Origin of the sequence: uncultured Sulfitobacter sp. (assembly GCF_947502895.1) — a bacterium.
In the GTDB taxonomy this organism is placed as follows: Bacteria; Pseudomonadota; Alphaproteobacteria; order Rhodobacterales; family Rhodobacteraceae; genus Sulfitobacter.
In genome coordinates this window covers 37460-55601 of sequence record NZ_CANNBM010000001.1, presented here as the reverse complement: position 1 = coordinate 55601, position 18142 = coordinate 37460, and the positions used below count along the sequence as shown (strand labels likewise).

General features: G+C 59.1%; 19 protein-coding genes and 1 tRNA gene. 16 read left to right on the top strand and 4 right to left on the bottom strand.

Annotated features, from left to right (window positions below; genetic code table 11):
* Positions 1–9 precede the first annotated feature (9 nt).
* The 8 genes from Q0903_RS00270 to ribD all read left to right on the top strand — a co-directional run bounded on the left by Q0903_RS00270 (position 10) and on the right by ribD (position 7714).
* Positions 10–321, top strand: a complete 312-nt coding sequence (locus tag Q0903_RS00270) for a hypothetical protein (RefSeq protein ID WP_299023967.1) — start codon at positions 10–12, stop codon at positions 319–321.
* Between the two features lie 88 nt (positions 322–409).
* Positions 410–2401: a DNA primase gene (dnaG, locus tag Q0903_RS00265; RefSeq protein WP_299411778.1), complete on the top strand. Its 1992-nt coding sequence runs from the start codon at positions 410–412 to the stop codon at positions 2399–2401.
* 167 nt (positions 2402–2568) lie between these two features.
* Positions 2569–4560: an RNA polymerase sigma factor RpoD gene (rpoD, locus tag Q0903_RS00260; protein ID WP_299023965.1), complete on the top strand. Its 1992-nt coding sequence runs from the start codon at positions 2569–2571 to the stop codon at positions 4558–4560.
* 235 nt (positions 4561–4795) lie between these two features.
* Positions 4796–5218 (top strand): hypothetical protein, encoded by a 423-nt coding sequence (locus Q0903_RS00255; protein WP_299411776.1) that lies wholly within the window; start codon positions 4796–4798, stop codon positions 5216–5218.
* Between the two features lie 2 nt (positions 5219–5220).
* On the top strand, positions 5221–5628 hold the full coding sequence (locus Q0903_RS00250) for a hypothetical protein (protein ID WP_299411774.1): 408 nt from the start codon (positions 5221–5223) through the stop codon (positions 5626–5628).
* A complete protein-coding gene (locus Q0903_RS00245) occupies positions 5625–6023 on the top strand; it encodes a hypothetical protein (protein ID WP_299411772.1) in 399 nt (132 codons plus the stop codon). Before Q0903_RS00250 ends, Q0903_RS00245 begins: the two co-directional genes overlap by 4 nt.
* Positions 6024–6155: 132 nt before the next feature.
* Positions 6156–6623: a transcriptional regulator NrdR gene (nrdR, locus tag Q0903_RS00240; protein ID WP_260000099.1), complete on the top strand. Its 468-nt coding sequence runs from the start codon at positions 6156–6158 to the stop codon at positions 6621–6623.
* A 14-nt stretch (positions 6624–6637) separates the two neighbouring features.
* Positions 6638–7714: a bifunctional diaminohydroxyphosphoribosylaminopyrimidine deaminase/5-amino-6-(5-phosphoribosylamino)uracil reductase RibD gene (ribD, locus tag Q0903_RS00235; RefSeq protein WP_299414432.1), complete on the top strand. Its 1077-nt coding sequence runs from the start codon at positions 6638–6640 to the stop codon at positions 7712–7714.
* On the opposite strand, the gene Q0903_RS00230 is transcribed toward ribD, so the two are convergent.
* The 3 genes from Q0903_RS00230 to Q0903_RS00220 all read right to left on the bottom strand — a co-directional run bounded on the left by Q0903_RS00230 (position 7711) and on the right by Q0903_RS00220 (position 12352).
* Complete coding sequence (locus tag Q0903_RS00230; RefSeq protein WP_299411771.1) at positions 7711–9732, bottom strand: capsular polysaccharide biosynthesis protein; 2022 nt, start codon at positions 9730–9732, stop codon at positions 7711–7713. The two genes, ribD and Q0903_RS00230, sit on opposite strands and share 4 nt — an antisense overlap.
* A 4-nt stretch (positions 9733–9736) precedes the next feature.
* Positions 9737–10867 carry a polysaccharide biosynthesis/export family protein gene (locus Q0903_RS00225; RefSeq protein WP_299023960.1) on the bottom strand — a complete coding sequence of 377 codons (1131 nt, stop codon included), beginning with the start codon at positions 10865–10867 and terminating at the stop codon, positions 9737–9739.
* A gap of 192 nt (positions 10868–11059) precedes the next feature.
* Complete coding sequence (locus Q0903_RS00220; protein ID WP_299411769.1) at positions 11060–12352, bottom strand: capsular biosynthesis protein; 1293 nt, start codon at positions 12350–12352, stop codon at positions 11060–11062.
* 119 nt (positions 12353–12471) lie between these two features.
* Here Q0903_RS00220 and Q0903_RS00215 point away from each other — a divergent pair, with 119 nt between their 5' ends.
* The 6 genes from Q0903_RS00215 (at position 12472) to Q0903_RS00190 (ending at position 17085) form a co-directional block, all read left to right on the top strand.
* A complete protein-coding gene (locus tag Q0903_RS00215; RefSeq protein ID WP_299414429.1) occupies positions 12472–13062 on the top strand; it encodes a riboflavin synthase in 591 nt (196 codons plus the stop codon).
* A gap of 153 nt (positions 13063–13215) precedes the next feature.
* Positions 13216–14340, top strand: a complete 1125-nt coding sequence (gene ribB / locus Q0903_RS00210; RefSeq protein WP_299023958.1) for a 3,4-dihydroxy-2-butanone-4-phosphate synthase — start codon at positions 13216–13218, stop codon at positions 14338–14340.
* A 6-nt stretch (positions 14341–14346) separates the two neighbouring features.
* Positions 14347–14871, top strand: a complete 525-nt coding sequence (locus tag Q0903_RS00205) for a 6,7-dimethyl-8-ribityllumazine synthase (protein ID WP_299023957.1) — start codon at positions 14347–14349, stop codon at positions 14869–14871.
* Between the two features lie 40 nt (positions 14872–14911).
* Entirely contained in the window at positions 14912–15397 is a 486-nt protein-coding gene (nusB, locus tag Q0903_RS00200; RefSeq protein WP_299411766.1) for a transcription antitermination factor NusB, read from the top strand.
* Between the two features lie 674 nt (positions 15398–16071).
* A complete protein-coding gene (locus Q0903_RS00195) occupies positions 16072–16299 on the top strand; it encodes a hypothetical protein (protein ID WP_299023955.1) in 228 nt (75 codons plus the stop codon).
* Between the two features lie 333 nt (positions 16300–16632).
* Positions 16633–17085, top strand: coding sequence for an MmcB family DNA repair protein (locus Q0903_RS00190; protein ID WP_299023954.1), 453 nt, complete (start codon positions 16633–16635; stop codon positions 17083–17085).
* 99 nt (positions 17086–17184) lie between these two features.
* On the opposite strand, the gene Q0903_RS00185 is transcribed toward Q0903_RS00190, so the two are convergent.
* Positions 17185–17385: a DUF6324 family protein gene (locus Q0903_RS00185; RefSeq protein WP_299023953.1), complete on the bottom strand. Its 201-nt coding sequence runs from the start codon at positions 17383–17385 to the stop codon at positions 17185–17187.
* 87 nt (positions 17386–17472) lie between these two features.
* Here Q0903_RS00185 and Q0903_RS00180 point away from each other — a divergent pair, with 87 nt between their 5' ends.
* Both Q0903_RS00180 and Q0903_RS00175 read left to right on the top strand, forming a co-directional pair.
* Positions 17473–17994 (top strand): GNAT family N-acetyltransferase, encoded by a 522-nt coding sequence (locus Q0903_RS00180; RefSeq protein ID WP_299411764.1) that lies wholly within the window; start codon positions 17473–17475, stop codon positions 17992–17994.
* Positions 17995–18051: 57 nt separating this feature from the next.
* A tRNA-His gene (locus Q0903_RS00175) sits at positions 18052–18128 on the top strand.
* Positions 18129–18142 lie beyond the last annotated feature (14 nt).

Here is an 18142-nt window from a genome sequence, read left to right as displayed (position 1 = left end):
GAGTGTGTTATGACCCCTGTGTTGCGTCTTGTTGTGTGTGCTGCTTTGGCTGCGTCTGTATCTGCGATCCCCGCGCTGGCGAACACGACCAAAGCGAAGGACTGCGGCTACCAGAGCGATGTGGTTGCTGCTGTGCAGGCGGCGCGTGTCGCGCGGGTGGGAGAGCGTAAGGTTCCTGCGCATCTGAAAGATGCCGAGTGGCCCGAAAAATACAATGCGGTGATCCCGCTGGTGACGCCATGGGTGTACGGCATGAAGATGTCCGAAGTGAAATCGGCCGATCTGGCGGGCGCGTGGAAAGAGCTGTGCCTGTCGCAGTAGGCTGCGCTGTACGGGACCGTTGAAAATTAGGCGCTGAGATTGCGCCGGGGCTTATGGACTCTGCCAGCGTGGCCCCCATATTAGAAGTATGAGCTTGCCGCCCGGATTCCTTGATGAACTGCGTACACGCGCCAGCCTGTCACAGGTTGTGGGCCGCAAGGTCATGTGGGATGCGCGCAAGTCTAATCAGGGCAAGGGCGACATGTGGGCGCCATGCCCGTTCCATCAGGAAAAATCCGCCAGTTTTCACGTGGATGACCGCAAGGGATTTTATTACTGCTTTGGCTGCCATGCCAAAGGCGACGCGATCAGTTTCGTGCGCGAGACCGAGAACGTGAGCTTTATGGAAGCGGTCGAAATTCTGGCGGGTGAGGCGGGGATGCCCATGCCCGAGCGGGACCCGCGTGCCGCCGAGAAGGCCGATGCGCGCAAGGATCTGGCCGATGTGATGGAGCTCGCGGTCAAATGGTTCCGCTTGCAGCTGCGCACAGGTGCGGCCAGCGCCGCGCGGGAGTATCTGGAGCGGCGTGGCCTGAATGGCGAGGTGTGTGACCGCTGGGAGATCGGGTTTGCGCCCGACAGCTGGCAGGGCCTGTGGGACGCGCTGAAGGGCAAGGACATCGCCGATGAATTGATCATTGGCGCGGGTCTGGCCAAGCCCAGCACCAAGGGCGGCAAGCCCTATGATACGTTCCGTGGCCGCATCATGTACCCGATCCGCGATGCGCGGGGGCGTGCGATTGCATTCGGGGGCCGCGCGATGGACCCTGACGACAAGGCGAAATACCTCAACTCTCCCGAGACCGAGTTGTTTGACAAGGGGCGCAGCCTGTACAACGTCAAAGCGGCGCGGGTGGCAGCAGGCAAGGGGCAGCCTTTGCTGGTGGCCGAAGGATATATGGATGTCATCGCGCTGAGCGAGGCGGGGTTCCAAGCGGCTGTTGCGCCGCTTGGCACGGCTGTTACCGAGAACCAACTGGCGATGTTGTGGCGCATCAGTGATGAGCCGATCATTACGCTGGACGGCGACACGGCAGGCCAGCGCGCGGCGCTGCGCCTGATTGATCTGGCCCTGCCGCTGCTTGAGGCGGGGCGCAGTCTGCGCTTTGCCATGATGCCAGAAGGGCAGGACCCCGACGATCTGCTCAAATCCAGTGGCCCTGCCGCCGTGCAAGGCCTGTTGGATGCGGCCCAGCCGATGGTGCAGTTGCTGTGGAGCCGTGAGGTAGAGGGCAAGAACTTTGACAGCCCCGAGCGTAAGGCGGCGCTGGATAAGTCGCTGCGCGACAAGATCATGCTGATCAAGGATCCGAGTATCCGCAGCCACTACGGGCAGGCGATCAAGGACATGCGCTGGCAATTGTTTCGCGCAGGGTCGGGGACAGGTGGCGGCGGCGGGGCTGGCGGGCAACGGTCGGCCAAGCCGTGGGGGCAGCCATGGGGCGCACGGCCTGCTCTTGGGCCTTCGGCAGGGGCGAAATCATCCGCGCTGGCCAATGCGGCCGATACCCATGTGACAGAACATCTGCGAGAGTCGGTGATCCTTGCTGCCTGTATCAGCTGCCCCGATGTGGTTGAGCCATTCGAGAGCGGGTTGGAGAGCATGGCCTGTCGCAACAACGATCACCGCGTGCTGCGCGATCTGGTGCTGCGCCATGCCCCTGATGGTGCTGCTATGCTGCGCGACCAGATAGAGCGGGCCTTGGGGCCGGATGCCCTTGAAAACCTGTTGTCGCAGCGCCATGTGGCAATTACGCCCTGCATCCGCAAACCCGGTGATACCGAGACGACCAGCATGACCATCGCCGAAGAGTTGGCGAAACTGGCGGCTGTGCGGGGGTTGGTGGACGAGGTCAGTGATGCCGTGGATGACCTGAGCGGCGAGGCTGACGAGGGGGTGACATGGCGTTTGGCAGAAGCCGCGCGTGCGGCAGACCGAGCACAACGCATTGGTCAGGAAGACAAAACGGAATATGTCATAGCCGATAACGGTGCGCGGCTGGACCGTGACGAGATGGCGCGACGCCAGAGCATGTACGACCAGATAGATTTTTCCAAGGGCGGCAAGAAGGGCCCCTGAGGGTCAAGTCGGATGACGCAAGGGCAGTTTTGTTGCCTGTGGGTGACCAATTGTCCGCAATTAGCGGAAAATCAAGGATGCGGGTTTAAGAATCACCACAAACCCCGCATGATTCGAAAAACCGAATCACTGCCAGGTGATTCGCATAGGGATTAGGGGAGCTGTCGATGGCTGCTAAAGACACCAACGAAGACGCCAAGAGAGACGACGCCGACAGCGGCCATTCGCTGGACATGTCACAGGCGGCTGTCAAAAAGATGATCGGTGAGGCCCGCGAAAAGGGCTATATCACCTATGACCAGCTGAACACTGTTTTGCCGCCAGATCAGGTGTCTTCGGAACAGATCGAGGACGTGATGTCGATGCTGTCCGAAATGGGCATCAACATCATCGAGGATGAAGAGGCCGAGGAAGAAGAGAAGGGTGGCACCGATATCGCCACCACTGACGGACCCAAAGAGATTACGCTGGGCTCTGGCACCTCCGAAAAGCTGGACCGCACGGACGATCCTGTGCGGATGTATCTGCGTGAGATGGGCAGTGTCGAGCTGTTGAGCCGTGAAGGCGAGATCGCGATTGCCAAGCGCATCGAGGCAGGCCGTAACACGATGATCGCGGGCCTGTGCGAAAGCCCGCTGACCTTTCAGGCGATCACCATCTGGCGCGACGAATTGCTGTCAGAGGATATCTTGCTGCGCGATGTAATCGACCTTGAGGCGACATTCGGCACCCAGATGGGTGAAGAAGAAGAAACAACGCCTGTTGTTGCCCCTGTGGTGCCGGGTGCGGCTGTGGCTGCAACCAAGGCAGACGGTTCGCCCGAGCTGGACGCAGACGGCAATCCGATTGCCGATGATGACGATGATGACGACGAGGACGAGCAGGCGAACATGTCGCTTGCTGCCATGGAGGCTGCGCTGAAGCCGCAGGTTCTGGAGGCGCTGGATATCATCGCGGACGACTACATCAAGCTGAGCGAGATGCAGGACAGCCGGATTTCAGCGACGCTGAACGAGGATGGCTCGTTCAGTAAAAAGAACGAGGCTGCCTATCAAAAGCTGCGCTCGGAGATTGTGGCGCTGGTGAATGATCTGCACCTGCACAACAACCGTATCGAGGCGTTGATTGACCAGCTGTACGGCATCAACCGCCGTATCATGCAGATCGACTCTGCTATGGTAAAGCTGGCGGACCAAGCGCGTATCAACCGAAAAGAGTTTGTTGATGCGTACCGTGGTCACGAGCTTGACCCTAACTGGATGGAGCGGATGGGCGAGAAGGCTGGCCGTGGCTGGCAGATGTTTATCGAACGCTCGGCAGACAAAGTGATCGAACTGCGCACGGACATGGCGCAGGTCGGCCAGTATGTTGGTCTGGATATCTCTGAATTCCGCCGCATCGTGCAGCAGGTCCAGAAGGGCGAGAAAGAAGCTCGTCAGGCGAAAAAGGAAATGGTCGAAGCCAACCTGCGTCTGGTGATCTCGATTGCGAAGAAATACACGAACCGCGGTTTGCAATTCCTTGACCTTATTCAGGAAGGCAACATTGGTTTGATGAAGGCCGTGGACAAGTTCGAATATCGCCGTGGCTATAAGTTCTCGACCTATGCGACGTGGTGGATCCGTCAGGCGATCACCCGCTCTATCGCGGATCAGGCGCGGACCATTCGTATTCCGGTGCATATGATCGAGACGATCAACAAGCTGGTGCGCACGGGCCGCCAGATGCTGCACGAGATTGGCCGAGAGCCGACACCAGAAGAACTGGCCGAAAAGCTGCAAATGCCGCTGGAGAAGGTGCGCAAGGTGATGAAAATCGCCAAGGAGCCGATCAGCCTCGAGACGCCGATTGGCGACGAGGAAGACAGCCAGCTGGGTGATTTCATCGAGGACAAGAATGCCGTGCTGCCGCTGGACAGTGCTATTCAGGAAAACCTCAAGGAAACCACGACGCGGGTTCTGGCCAGCCTCACACCACGCGAGGAACGTGTGTTGCGGATGCGTTTCGGCATCGGGATGAACACCGACCACACGCTGGAGGAAGTGGGCCAGCAATTTAGTGTGACGCGTGAGCGTATTCGCCAGATTGAAGCCAAGGCACTCCGTAAGCTCAAGCACCCCAGCCGTTCACGAAAATTGCGCAGCTTCCTCGACCAGTAAGCTACGGTAAAAAGATTGGCCCGCCTGAAACATTTTCAGGCGGGCTTTTTGATGCGCGGGGTTTCGCGGCGGGTGCGGGCTTTTTGAGGAACGGGCCGGAATTTCCTAAATGTCCGATCGAGGCACCACGGCCCAAGTTCCCGATCTACGGCGCTCTATTGCCGTTCACGGGCCTTTGATTTTGACCTATCGCGTCCGATGCCTATCTCTACTGTATGTTGATAGGAGAATTGCCATGCGTGCTGCGATATTTGCCTTCGTTGCGCTGACGACTTTGCCCGCTATCGCGAGCGCACAGAGCTTTCGTGCTGTGAATGACCTGAGTGTTGTGCCGCTACCCGGCGCCACCTTTGAAGTGATCGAGGCGCGCGGGGAGGGTCCGCGCGGTATCTGGTGCGCTGCCGCGGAATACGCAGAGCGGCGTCTGGGCGCGCGGGACCGTATCTATGTAGCCGCAGCGCGAGGCCCTGCGCGCAGTGTGGCTGGGCGTAAATCGGTTGTATTTACCACGGACGCCAGCAGGTTGTCGCAGGGGCCGTTCCAGTCAACATCTCTTGGCACGGGTCAGGTCGGTGTAGGGCTGCCAGTGGCCCATGCGATCCAGTTCTGTCGCCGTGATGATTTTGAAACGACTGACCGCATTTTGCGAAGGAATTGAGTATGCGTTTGATTGTACAGTGTGCTGCATTTGCGGCTGTCATGGCGGGCCCCGCGCAGGCGGCGACGTTCAAGGCGGAAAACGGCGTGCGGGTTGTGCCTGTGTCGGGTGGCTTTTCTGTCACTGGTGACGCGGGGCTGGGTGCGCGTGGCATGTGGTGTGCGGCGGCTGATTATGCGCGGAGCCGAGCAGGGGCAGGAAATGCCCAGCGGCTTTATATTGCGCAGGGGCGTACACCTGGCATTGGCCAACGGGGGGCTATTGTCTTTACGCTGAATGCTGCGGGGCTGACGCCCAGCTCGGTCACAATCCTTGGGGCGTCTTTGAAGAAGGCGGGTGCGAACCTGAGTGTCGGACATGCCTATGGATTTTGTGCTGATAGCAAGCTGGTGACGGATGGTGACCGATGAGGGCGGCGGCGGTTGTGCTGGCCGTTTTTGCGTCGCAAGCAGGTGCTGCGACCACGGGCGAGGAAAAGCGCTTTGTCATCAATCCGCTGGGGGGACCTGATTTTGAGGTGATCCGTTTGCAACAGATGGGCCCGTCCGAGTTGTGGTGCGCTGCGGCGAGCTATGTCGAAGCGCGGCGTGGCCTGTCAGAAACCACATTGATTTATGTGCGCAGCCCTCTTGGGCCCGCGCGCACGGCGCAGGGGCGCCAAGGCGTAGTCTTCTCGTTGAGCAAAAAGGGTCTGCCAGCGGTGGGTGCGCGCAATACGGTTACCGTCAAACAGCGCGGCGCTGTCCTGAAGTCTGCCACGGCGCGGCGTTTTTGCCGTGATGCCTTTACCCGCTCTACCAAATAGCGGCTGCGTTCCGCCCCCTTATATTGTGGTTAAAATCTGGGCTACCCAAACCCGTAGGGGTGGCGTATACCTGTGGATAAGTGGGGCGGTGATCCCACAATAGAGGCGGATCAAGAATAAGGGGACTGGCCAATGCGCTGCCCGTTTTGCGGAAATATCGACACTCAAGTAAAAGACAGCCGACCGGCAGAGGATCACGTATCCATCCGGCGACGCAGATTTTGTCCCGCCTGTGGCGGGCGGTTTACCACCTATGAGCGCGTGCAGTTGCGTGATCTGGTGGTCATCAAGACATCCGGCAAGCGCGAGGACTTTGATCGCGACAAGCTGGAACGCTCCATCCGCATCTCCATGCAGAAGCGCCCGATTGAGCCTGAGCGGATTGACCAGATGATCAGTGGCATTGTGCGCCGTCTGGAAAGCATGGGCGAGACGGACATCGGCTCAAAGCAGATAGGCGAGATCGTGATGGAGGCGTTGGCGCGGATCGACACTGTTGCATATGTGCGTTTTGCCAGCGTTTACAAAAATTTCCAAGCGGCGGATGACTTTGACAAGTTTGTCCAAGAGCTGCGGCCAGACACGCCACCAGAGGGGTGAGCGACACCCGATACATGGCGCTTGCCCTGTCGCTGGGGCGGCGGGGCATGGGCAATACATGGCCCAACCCTGCGGTGGGCTGCGTTGTCGTGCAAGCGGGTCGCATTGTCGGCCGTGGCTGGACCGCGCTGGGCGGACGGCCCCATGCGGAGACGCAAGCCTTGGCACAGGCGGGTGCAGCGGCGCGGGGTGCGGATGTGTTTGTGACGCTAGAGCCTTGTGCGCATCACGGACAAACGCCGCCCTGTGCACAGGCGTTAATTGATGCGGGTGTGGCGCGGGTTGTGATGGCTTTGGGCGACAGTGACGACCGTGTTGCCGGACGCGGGATTGCGATGTTGCAAGCGGCTGGCGTCGAGGTGGTTACAGGCGTGATGGAGGCCGAAGCCCGAGCCGATCACATCGGGTTTCTGATGCGTGTTGAGCAGGGGCGGCCGATGCTGACCCTTAAGCTGGCCAATTCATTTGACGGGCGCATCGCCACAGCAACCGGCGAGAGCCAGTGGATCACCGATGCGCCTGCGCGGCGGATTGTCCATGCGCTGCGCGCGCGCCATGATGCGGTGATGGTGGGCGGTGGCACTGCGCGGGCCGATGATCCGAGTTTGACCGTGCGCGATATGGGCGACGTACCGCAGCCTGCGCGCATTGTCGTGTCGCGGCGGCTGGATATCCCGCTGGGCAGCAAGCTGGCCCAGACTGCGCGCGATGTGCCGTTGCTGTTGTGTCATGGGGCAGAAGCGCCCGAAGGGCTGGTGGCTGCATGGCAAGGCATGGGGGCGGAGCTGCTTCTGTGTCGCGTCTCTGGCGGACAGATGGATATGTGCGATGTGATGGCACAGCTAGGCAAACGCGGGCTGACGCGGGTGTTTTGTGAAGGGGGCGGCGCGTTGGCCGCCAGTGTGTTGCAGGCCGATCTGGTGGATCATCTGATAGGCTTTAACGCAGGCGTTGTAATCGGGGCCGAGGGGTTGCCCGGCATTGGGGCGATGGGTGTGGCCCGTCTGGGCAACGCGCCCCGCTTTGATCTGGTCTCCACGCAGGCCGTGGGGCCTGATGTGATGCACAGCTGGGTGCGCCGCAACCCTTAGCGCCGCCACAGATGCGATTGACTGGCGAAGATGCCCTGAAGTTTTGACAAAATGCGATTTCGGCGTGCAGGGACAGGGATGTCGCCCGCGGCCAGCCGTGAGACGGCCACTTCGACAGGGCAGGGCAGCCCTGTTTTGGGATCGAGATAGCGTGGATAGTCAATCAGGGCGGCGTGGGCTAGCCCTTCGACTGTGGGTGTGGCGCGGCGGCGCGGTGGCACATCGCTTCGATCAGTGGTCAGGCCCCAGCCTGCATAAAACGGAGCGCCATAGGTGGTGACGGCGACACCGCGCAAGAGCGCCTCGAACCCCATCAGCGATGTCATGGTGTGGACCTCCTGCACCTGCGCCAGCAGCGCAGCGGGATCGGTGTCGGTCACGATATGGTCAGCATTGGCACTATTGGTGAGCGCGCCACTACGCAAGCCAGCCTCTACATCAGGGTGCGGTTTGAACAACACGACGGCATCGGGACGGGCGGCACGCACTGCGTCCAGTAAGGCTTGATTTGTGGCGATTTCGCTGGTGCCTGTACGGATAGAGGCATCATCTTCGACCTGCCCGCAGACCAGTATGCGGTGTCCGTCGGGCAAGGTTTCGGGGGCGGTGCCGGTGTTGTATTTGCTCAGGCCCTCGTGGATCAACGTGCGGATCAATCGCGCGGCGCGCAATTCCTGATCGGGACGCAGGGTGGCACGTGCCTCGATCAGCCGCTCAAGCCGCGAGGGGCAGGCGGGGTCGTAGTAGATGCCCAGATCATCCGTGACGAGCGACAGCGGTGGTGTGAGGGCCGCGCCCAGACCGCGCGAGCGTAAAAAACCGTCTTCGGTGCGCGTGATCGTGGTGGTGCTGTCAGCTTTGCTGGCCCAGATCATTTGCGGGCGGTCCGATATGTCTAGGGGCGTGTCAGAGAAGGTAAGCGGCGTGTGCTGGCCATAGAACTGTTGCAGATGGGGGCGTTTCCACAGGCTCATGCCCGCAGCGTTCCAGCCATTGCGGTCCTCGCGCCAGCTGCGGGCCTGTGCTTCGAGCGTGTCGATGACTTTCTCTAGCGTGCATAGCGCGTCATTGTAGGGGTCATACCAGCGTGGATAGAGGATCATCGCGGCGGCAAAAAGCTGGGCGCGCGTGAGGCTGCGCTGGCGGCGCTGAACCTCGAATGCATCTGACGTGAGACCCCAGCCTGCATAGAACGGCTGGCCGAACACGCGCGGTTTATGACCTGCGAAGATCGCCTCGAACCCCAAACCTGATGAAACGGTGTAGACGCCTAATGCCCCCTCAAACAAGGCATAGGGGCTGATGGGGTCGGTGAGGAACTCAATCCGGTCGTTCAGGTCTTCTTCGCGGAAATAGCCTTTGCGGTGGCCTGCGACGGTTTCGGGGTGGGTTTTGATAAGGATGCGCGCCCCGGGGTGTTCTTCTTGGGCGTAGTAGAGCATTTCGAGGAAACGCGCGCGGTCCGCGCCTGACGCCGTGACCGAGGCGTCGCCATCGGTTTGGTCGATGACGACCACATAGCCTGCCTCGGGGGCTGGAGTATCCAGCGGAATCGCGGCGTATTTGCTCAGGTGCGCCTCTTGCAGCCTTGCGATGCAGGCGCGGGCGCGGTTGAGCAGGGCGGTATTATCCAGCGGGTGCGTTGCCAGCAGCACCTCAAGGTCGGAGGGTTTGGAGGGGTCGAAATGCACGGCACGGTGGTCGATAACAAGGCCCAAGGGCGCTTCGCCCTCGCGGCCCGGAAAGAGGGAGCGCAGGAGCGCATCCTCTACCCGTACAATAGGGGCATCGCGGGCCTCTGCCACACCTTCGCCACGGTGGGCGGTGGGGGAGTTGCCCCAGACGGCCACGGCGTCACCCTCCTGCGTGGGCAGCCCTACGTGGATTGAATAGCCCGACAGTTGCAGAATGCGGCGGATGCGCCCCTGGGTCAGAAAACCGCCGTTGTAGACAAAAAGCCGCCGGTCCTTTTCAGGGCCGGCGGCAGAGCTGTTATATGTTTCAGGACCAAGGCCCATGGCCTTAGCCGCCAGACAGGGCTGTGATGCTACCCGCAGAGCTGGCTGTGCCAGTGATCGCGGTGAGGATTTTGGTCCACTGGGTGAACGGGGCCTCGGTGACATAGAGCGTGTCGCCATCGCGGATCACAAAGTCACGCGCCATGAACATGCCGTTCGGCTCTGTCAGGTTGAGGACATAGACCAGACGCTGGGTGCCCTCCAGATCGTTGCGGCCCAAGACTTGCTCGGCGACCTCTTCAGGCTCGTTGCGCAGCACGAACACGCCTGTCGGATCAGCGGAGGCGGCAAGAAGGCCGCCCACTTGGGCGATTGCCTCGATGGCACTGAGGTTTTGCGTCTCGAAAGGCACGCGGGCTTGGGAGCCTGTGGCACCAAGGGCTGTGAAAGCGCGCGTGTCTTGCTCTACCAGAATTTTGTCACCACCGCGCAGGGCGATATCGAGTTCGGGGTGCTTGTAGAGATCTTCGAACCAGATTTTCCCGCGTTGTTTGCCACGGATTACGGTGATCTGCGCGATCTCGGGGGAAATGGTGATGCCGCCGGAGCGGGCCAGCATTGTGGCGAGCGAGCGGGTAGGCCGTTCAATCGGGTAGACACCTTGGCCGCCTACAGCGCCGACAAGCGATACGGTTGAGCCGTCACCCGCTGCGCGGCGTACTTCGACCTGCGGGTCGGGCGTTTGATCGGCCAGTTTGTTGGTAATAATACGGCGGATCGCCTCCGGGGAGTTGCCAGCCGCTTTGATGCGCCCTGCATAGGGGATAAAGATGAAGCCTGCGCCGTCGACCTGCACTTCTTCCAGTGTGGCGGGGGCACCTTCAGTGCCGAGCAGGCTGTCGTCTACGTTTTCATAGACGGTGATGCCCAGCACGTCGCCTGCGCGGATCGTATCGGAGCCCAGCGTGCTTGCGTTTTTGAACGCCGACGAAAAGCCCAGTGCAGGCACCACAGCGGTGGCGCGGGTGACACGGTCATTCACAGCGACGATAAAGGCATCGCCTTCGCGTTGCACAGAGCCTGCAAAGATTTGACGTTTATTGGGGCCTACCTGCGGCAGACCGCAGGATGCCAGCACGGAACAAGCCGCAACGACTGCGATGGGGTGCGCCCACCGGATGTTCAGGGTTTTCACTGCCCGGTCTCCTCGACCTATTTACTGCCTCAAAATCGCCGATTGTTTCGACGTATTAGCGCTGAGCGTAGCGGAGTTGTGCGGCAAAATCTACCAAGGGGTGATTTGAATATGGGGCGAGGGGGCAAATGTGTGGCTTTGCTGCCGCGATTTCAGCGCAGGATTGCTTGTGACCACAAGGGGTTGTGGCGCTTAGTTCACCAGACGCAATTGCTGGCGCGGTGGTGCGGTGCCAGAAGACAGTGCCTGATAGGGGTCTTCAGGGCCAAGCATCATATCAACGACCTGACGCATGAGCTGTCGGCGGCCCCTTGCCGAATAGTAGCCACCCGGTAGCTGGCTGGTTTCCAGCAGGTAGCGGCGGAAGTCTTTGTAGGCGCGATTGTCAGGGCGCGCGGCAGTCTGGAAGAAATCGGGCAGCGGTTGATCCGAGACAAATTCGGGTTTGGCATAGACAGCACGGCCAAACACCTTGAGCGGTATACCCCGCCATAGCACCTGTTGGCCTGCGGTGGAGTTTACAGTAACGGCGGTGCGCGCATCGTTCAGCAGCTGCGCAAGTTTGCCGCCGCGCACGAAATGCACGCGTTTGGACACGCCGTGGATTTTGGCAAGGCGTCTGATTTCGCGGCGCACGGGCACGCGGCCATCCTCCAGCGGGTGCGCCTTGACGACCAGATGGTGGTGCTGTGGCGCGCCCTTGGCGAAGCCGTCGATGACCAGCTCCAGAAAATCGCTCATTGTGTCGAAGGGGGAGTGTTGCTGGAACGAGCTGTCATGTTCGAGCTGCAACAACGCAAGATGATAGGGCCAACCGCTGAGCCTGATGCGCAGGGTTGCCAATCGCCGCTCGATCCCCTGCCACGGCATCAGGAACAGACGCTTCAGGTAGAGTTGGAGTTCCTTTGACACAGGCAGATCGCGGTGGGGGCGGAAATTGCGGTAGTCGCCGTTTCGGAACATGACAAACCAGTGATAGAGCGCGCCGTAGAACACGTGTTGGCGCATATCGCCCCAGTGGCCGGGGGGCAGGGGCGCTTCCATGTCGGATTTCTCCAGCGCGGTTTGCATATCTGCAATGCTCATATCCATCAGGCGGGAATTGCCGTTGGTGCCGCCGCGCTCATAGGTGATCCAGTAGGGGCGCATGTAGCCTTCTTCAAACACATGCACTGTCAGGCCACGGGCGCGTGCCTCGGCGACGGCGCTGGCATGAATGGGGCGGGTATCGCCATAGAGCACGATATCGGTGACGGATTTCTCGTCGAGCAGGGTCTTGAATGTGTCACACCACGCATCCGCGGTGCCGCGGTAGGGGATATAGGTGCTGGGATGGAACCAAAAAGCACGGTCGCCCGCGTTAAAGCCCACGCGCCACACGTCTGCTCCTGCCGCGCGCAGCATCTTGCCCAAGCGGTTGAAGAAGGGTCCATGTGGCCCTTGCAGGAACAAAAATACCCGATTGTCGGGGCTGTGCGGTGCCATCTGGGGCTTTCTTTGGTTGTGTGATGTCTTATGTAGTCTCAAAACCTTGTCCATAGTAAGGCACGGGACAGAATATGGCGTGACGCATGTCCGCTCAACGTAAATCGAAAGGGACTGTGATGTTCACGGGGATTATCACCGATATCGGCACCATAACCGAGTTGACACAAGAGGGCGATCTGCGGGCGCGCATTACCACAGGGTATGACACAGGCACTATTGATATGGGGGCGTCTATCGCCAGCGAGGGCGTGTGCCTGACGGTCGTTGATCTGGGGCCGGACTGGTACGAGGTACAGGTGAGCCGCGAGACGGTAGACATGACCAATCTGGGCGACTGGAAAGTGGGCCGCCGCGTGAACCTAGAGCGCGCTTTGAAGGTGGGGGACGAACTGGGCGGTCATATCGTGTCGGGCCACGTGGACGGCGTGGCCGAGGTGATTGCCATGCGCGACGAAGGCGACAGCACCCGCGTCACCCTGCGTGCGCCCGAGGCTTTGGCGAAATTCATCGCGCCCAAGGGATCTGTCGCGCTGAACGGCACATCGCTGACAGTGAACGAGGTGGATCATTGCGATTTCGGGATCAATTTCATTCCCCATACCAAAGTTGCAACCACATGGGGTGATGTTGCTGTGGGCGATCGTGTGAATTTGGAAATCGACACACTGGCGCGCTATGTGGCGCGGCTGGCCGATATGCAGCGGTGACGCTGTCAGGCCCTAGGGGCCGTGACGGCCGAAGAGCGAAGGAGCAATGGCTCTGGGGATCATTGCGGGAAGATGACTGTGACGCAGCGCTTTCTCTGGTCATGGGGCCTTTGTTGGGCTAGTCCCGAAGCGTAGAAAAAGGGAGCACCGCCCATGAGCTTTGAAACCCCCGGTCCTGTCGAGGCGGAACTGGCGAATGCCATTTCACCCATAGAAGACGTGATCGCCGCCTGCCGCGCGGGCGAGATGTATATCTTGGTCGATCACGAAGATCGCGAGAACGAGGGTGATTTCATCATCGCGGCAGAACATGCGGATGCCACCGCCATAAACTTTATGGCGACCCACGGGCGGGGGTTGATCTGTTTGCCCATGACGCAAGCGCGGGTGGATACGCTGGAGCTGCCGATGATGGCGACGAACAACTCCTCGCGCCACGAGACGGCCTTTACGGTCAGCATCGAGGCGCGTGAGGGTGTTACCACCGGTATTTCCGCAGCCGATCGTGCGCTGACCGTTGCTGTGGCGATTGACGAAGACAACGGAGCGGCGGATATCGCCACACCGGGCCATGTGTTTCCGCTGCGCGCGCGCAATGGCGGCGTGTTGGTGCGTGCTGGTCATACGGAGGCCTCTGTAGATATCAGCCGTCTTGCAGGCAAAGCACCTGCTGCTGTGATCTGCGAGATTATGAATGCGGATGGCACGATGGCGCGTTTGCCCGAGCTTGTGACCATTGCTGCCGAACACGGGATGAAAATCGGGACGATCAGCGATCTGATCGCCTACCGCAACAAACACGATAACATGCTGATGCAGCGTGACGACCGCACGGTAAATTCTGCCTACGGCGGGGAATGGCGGATGCGGGTGTTCGAAGACCAGATCAGCGGGACAGACCACGTTGTGCTGAGCAAGGGTGATATCGGCGACGGCGCGCCTGTGCTGACGCGGACCCATGCGCTGAACGCGTTGGAAGACGTGCTGGGCCTTGGCACAAGCGCACCAGACGAGCTGCCACGCGCCATGCAGATCATCGCAGAGCAGGGACGGGGGGCTGTTTTATTGTTTCGTGAGCCGAACCCGCGCTTGCGGCTGGACAATGATGATGACGACGCGCCGCGCACCATCAAACGCACAGGGCTGGGCGCGCAAATTCTTGCATCGCTTGGTGTGCATGAATTGATTTTGCTGACAGACAACCCGCAAACGAAATATACAGGGCTTGAGGCCTATAACCTCAAGATCGTGGGCGCGCAGCCCATCACAAAAAGGTAGAGCATCATGGCCGCATCCGAAAACCACACTGTTTTGCCGGCACCCGAGTTTGATAAACCTGTAAAAGTGCTGATCGTCGTGTCGCCCTATTATAGCGACATCGCCGCAGGATTGTTGAGCGGGGCGAAGGCTGCATTGGACGGGGCAGGTGCTACGTATGACGTGGTCGAGATGCCTGGTGCGTTAGAGATCCCGACTGCAATCGGGATCAGTGACAGGCGCAGCAACTTTGACGGCTATGTCGCGCTGGGCTGTGTGATCCGAGGGGAGACGACCCATTACGAGACAGTGTGCAATGACAGCAGCCGCGCATTGCAACTGTTGGGATTGCAGGGCCTATGCATCGGAAACGGCATACTGACGGTTGAAAACAAAGCGCAGGCGGATGTGCGCGCGGACCCTGAGGGGCAGAACAAAGGCGGCGGCGCTGCATTGGCGGCCTTGCATCTGATCGCGCTCGCCCGTAGGTGGTCGTCCACACCGTCGGGCATCGGGTTCAAGCCGAAAGGCGAAGACACGCTGATGGCCTGAACGATTGCCGACCCTCTGAACGATATGGAAACGCCACCGAATGACTGCCTCACGCTCTGACAATATGACTGGTAACATGAAGCGCAAGATGCGTTCTGCTTCGCGGCTTTATGCAGTGCAGGCCCTGTTCCAGATGGAGCATTCGAATCTGACGCTGGACAAAGTGCGGCTGGAGTTTCTGGATCATCGTTTCGGAGAGTTTCTGGATGGCGAAGAGATGCTGGAAGGTGATGAGGCGCATTTCACCCGCGTTCTGGAAGATGCTGTGAACCATCAGGCCGCCATTGACCAGATGACAGACCGCGCACTGGTGGCGAAATGGCCGATCGGGCGCATTGACCCCACTTTGCGTGGCTTGTTCCGTGCTGCGGGTGCAGAACTGCGTGATACCGGCACGCCGCCAAAGGTTGTAATTGCTGAATATCTTGATTTGGCTGCTGCGTTTTTCCCAGACGGTAAGGAAGCACGGTTTGTGAACGCGGTGCTGGATCACATGGCGCGCGAAGCACGGCCCGACGCCTTTTAGGCAGTGCCGACAGGCAGCTATGCCGCTGCTGGAAATACATCAAAGCTGAATGCCCAGGCTGCGTTAGAAAGAGCGCAGCCTTTGCTGTGTTCGGTGACTGATGCTCACGTCGTTAATACCTTGGTAATAACTTCTGTGCAAATTTGCACATAACGTGAATATTTCCAGTATATCCAGCTGCTGTTTCAAGACACTTAGCCGGGAAAATTTGCCTGAAAGTTAGGCAGATGTAGGGAAGCCGCTTTGTGCGTCTGTGAATAATCTGGCGGAATCACATCATGGACTTACGCAATTATCCCATAACGTAAAGCACTTCCCCGTAAATTCGCCTCAAATACACTTATAAGTAGAAACAAGAAGTGGTGCAAATTGACAACATGTGAAACCAAGTTAACCCAACGTAATCAATTTCACACTTCTCTGGTGTTGCTGTGCATTTTTGTGAAACGGGATTCGTTAACCTATTGATAATTAATATGTGTATTGTCTCGTTGGAAAAAACAGTGGCTCTGTGCTTTTGCATACTGTTTCGATTTTGCGTGCGCGGGCTGGCTGGACTGTAAATCTTAAATTCTCGGATGAGGTGAAAAATCGTTGAAGTGGCTCCGCGAGGCCCTACTACTTTGAGTTGTTCGGTGAGGCCATGCCTCTGCCGCAAGAAGAGGTACGGTGGTTTGTTTCTTGTACGAGTGATTTTGTTTATGATGTCGCGGCGGGCAGAGGATGGCATTCCGTCTACTGTGCCCAAGCTGGAAATGCAGCCGCAAGCAAACCGCCGTACTTCACCGCGCCATGAAACGATCGAGCCCACGAAGATGTTGCCGATGGCAGATCATGACAGTGAGCCTGTTACCCGTGAAGAGATGCAAAAACTGTTTGGCCGTGCGCTGCGCGTACGCTGAAATAGTTTCGGGTTGTCAGGCAGTTAGGTGTGACGGGACCGCCGTTGCCGATCAGTTTTATTCCCGAGGACCTGTATATACAGGTGGGCGCCAGGTAACTTAACCAGGGCTAAGACAGAGCCAGCTCCCTCGGATTTGCTTAAGGCCACTGGAATGTCAACTTGCAGTCAAGCAGGGCAGAACCCGTCACTCCTGATAGGTAGGGGGCGCAGGTGGCTAGGACAAGGGCCATTTGCGGTGATGGTCAATAAAGCGCTGTATTGACGTTCCTAGATACGCCGCGGGCGCAAATTTGAGATTGCATTTGTTCATGTTTCGTTCATAATTTGGCGAATGAATGAAACATGCCTTCTCCAACCGGGTCAACTTTTACAGCGCGGCGTATCGCGCCATCTGGCGGAGCACGGTTTTGCCTGTGTGGAGGAGTTGGTGCCCGCGCGTGGTTTGCGGGTAGATGTCATGGCGTTGGGCCCGAAAGGCGAGATTTGGGTGGTTGAGTGTAAGTCCAGTCGCGCGGATTTCACTACAGATTCCAAATGGCAGGGCTATCTTGAGTGGGCCGACAGGTTTTTCTTTGCTGTGGACGAGCATTTCCCCACCGAGCTGTTGCCCGACGATCATGGGTTGATCATTGCCGACGCCTATACAGCCGAAATTTTGCGCATGGCCCCCGAGGCCAAGCTGGCGCCTGCGCGGCGTAAAGTGATGGTTCAGAAATTTGCAACCACCGCCGCACGTCGCCTGCAGCTTTTGCGTGATCCCGATATGCATCCGACTTGGGGATAGGCTGGCCTTTCGGCCTGTGTGTGGCGCGACGCGCTCTGGTAGGCAGTCAGGGGGCGGATGCAGCGCATTTTTGCATCTGCGTCTGACAAGCTTTCTGATCTAGCGGCGCTTTTTGCCGCCTGATTGACGCGCGCGGGTGGCGGCGGCCATGATCTCTTCTGCGATTTCATGGGCTTCGTCAGGTGTGAAATCCATCGGAATTTCGATTCCGTCGCCCTCAATGAACAAACGGACCATCCCCAGCTCGGTAGGGCCGATTTGGAGGTTGGCTTCGATATCGCGTTCGTCGTTGATGCCCATGGCGTGTTCCTTTGGCGCAGTGAAGACGCGCTATCGCTACCGCTGTGGTGGTTGAAAGGCAAGCGATTGTCGGGCAGGCTGCTGTGCATGGAAAAGACTGAAATTCGCCTATTTACGCTAGCCGACCGCGATTGGCTCATTGATGTGCATCAGGAAACCTACACTCGCGAAGAGGGGTTTGATGATACCTTTGGACCGCTGGTGGCACAGATCGTTGATGATTTTATCGCAGATCATAATCCAGTGGACGAGCGGGGCTGGATCGCTTGGCAAGGCGATGTTCGGCTGGGATCAATCTTTTGCGTGCGGCTGGACGAGGAGCGCGCAAAGTTGCGGCTGTTTCAGTTGGTTCCTGCGGCGCGTGGTTTGGGCCTCGGGCGGCAATTGCTTGAGGCATGCACGGGATTCGCACAGCAGCAAGGGTATGACGGCATGCAGCTGTGGACGCATAAAAGCCACGAGGCGGCCTGCGCGCTCTACTTGCGCAACGGCTGGCGGATTGTGGAGGAGAAGCCTGTCGTGTCGTTTGGCGTGCCATTGATAGAGCAGACCCTGACCTTGTCGTGGGAAGACTTGCCTGTGGGCAGCGGCCAATACGGAAAGCTGTAAAAACCGCGAGGATAGGAGTTGACGCCACCGCCTATGGTCTCTAATCAACAGCCCAGTGCCGGGGTAGCTCAATTGGTTAGAGCGCGTGGTTGTGGTCCACGAGGCAGTTGGTTCGAAACCATCCCCCGGTACCACTTTTCTTGAGACA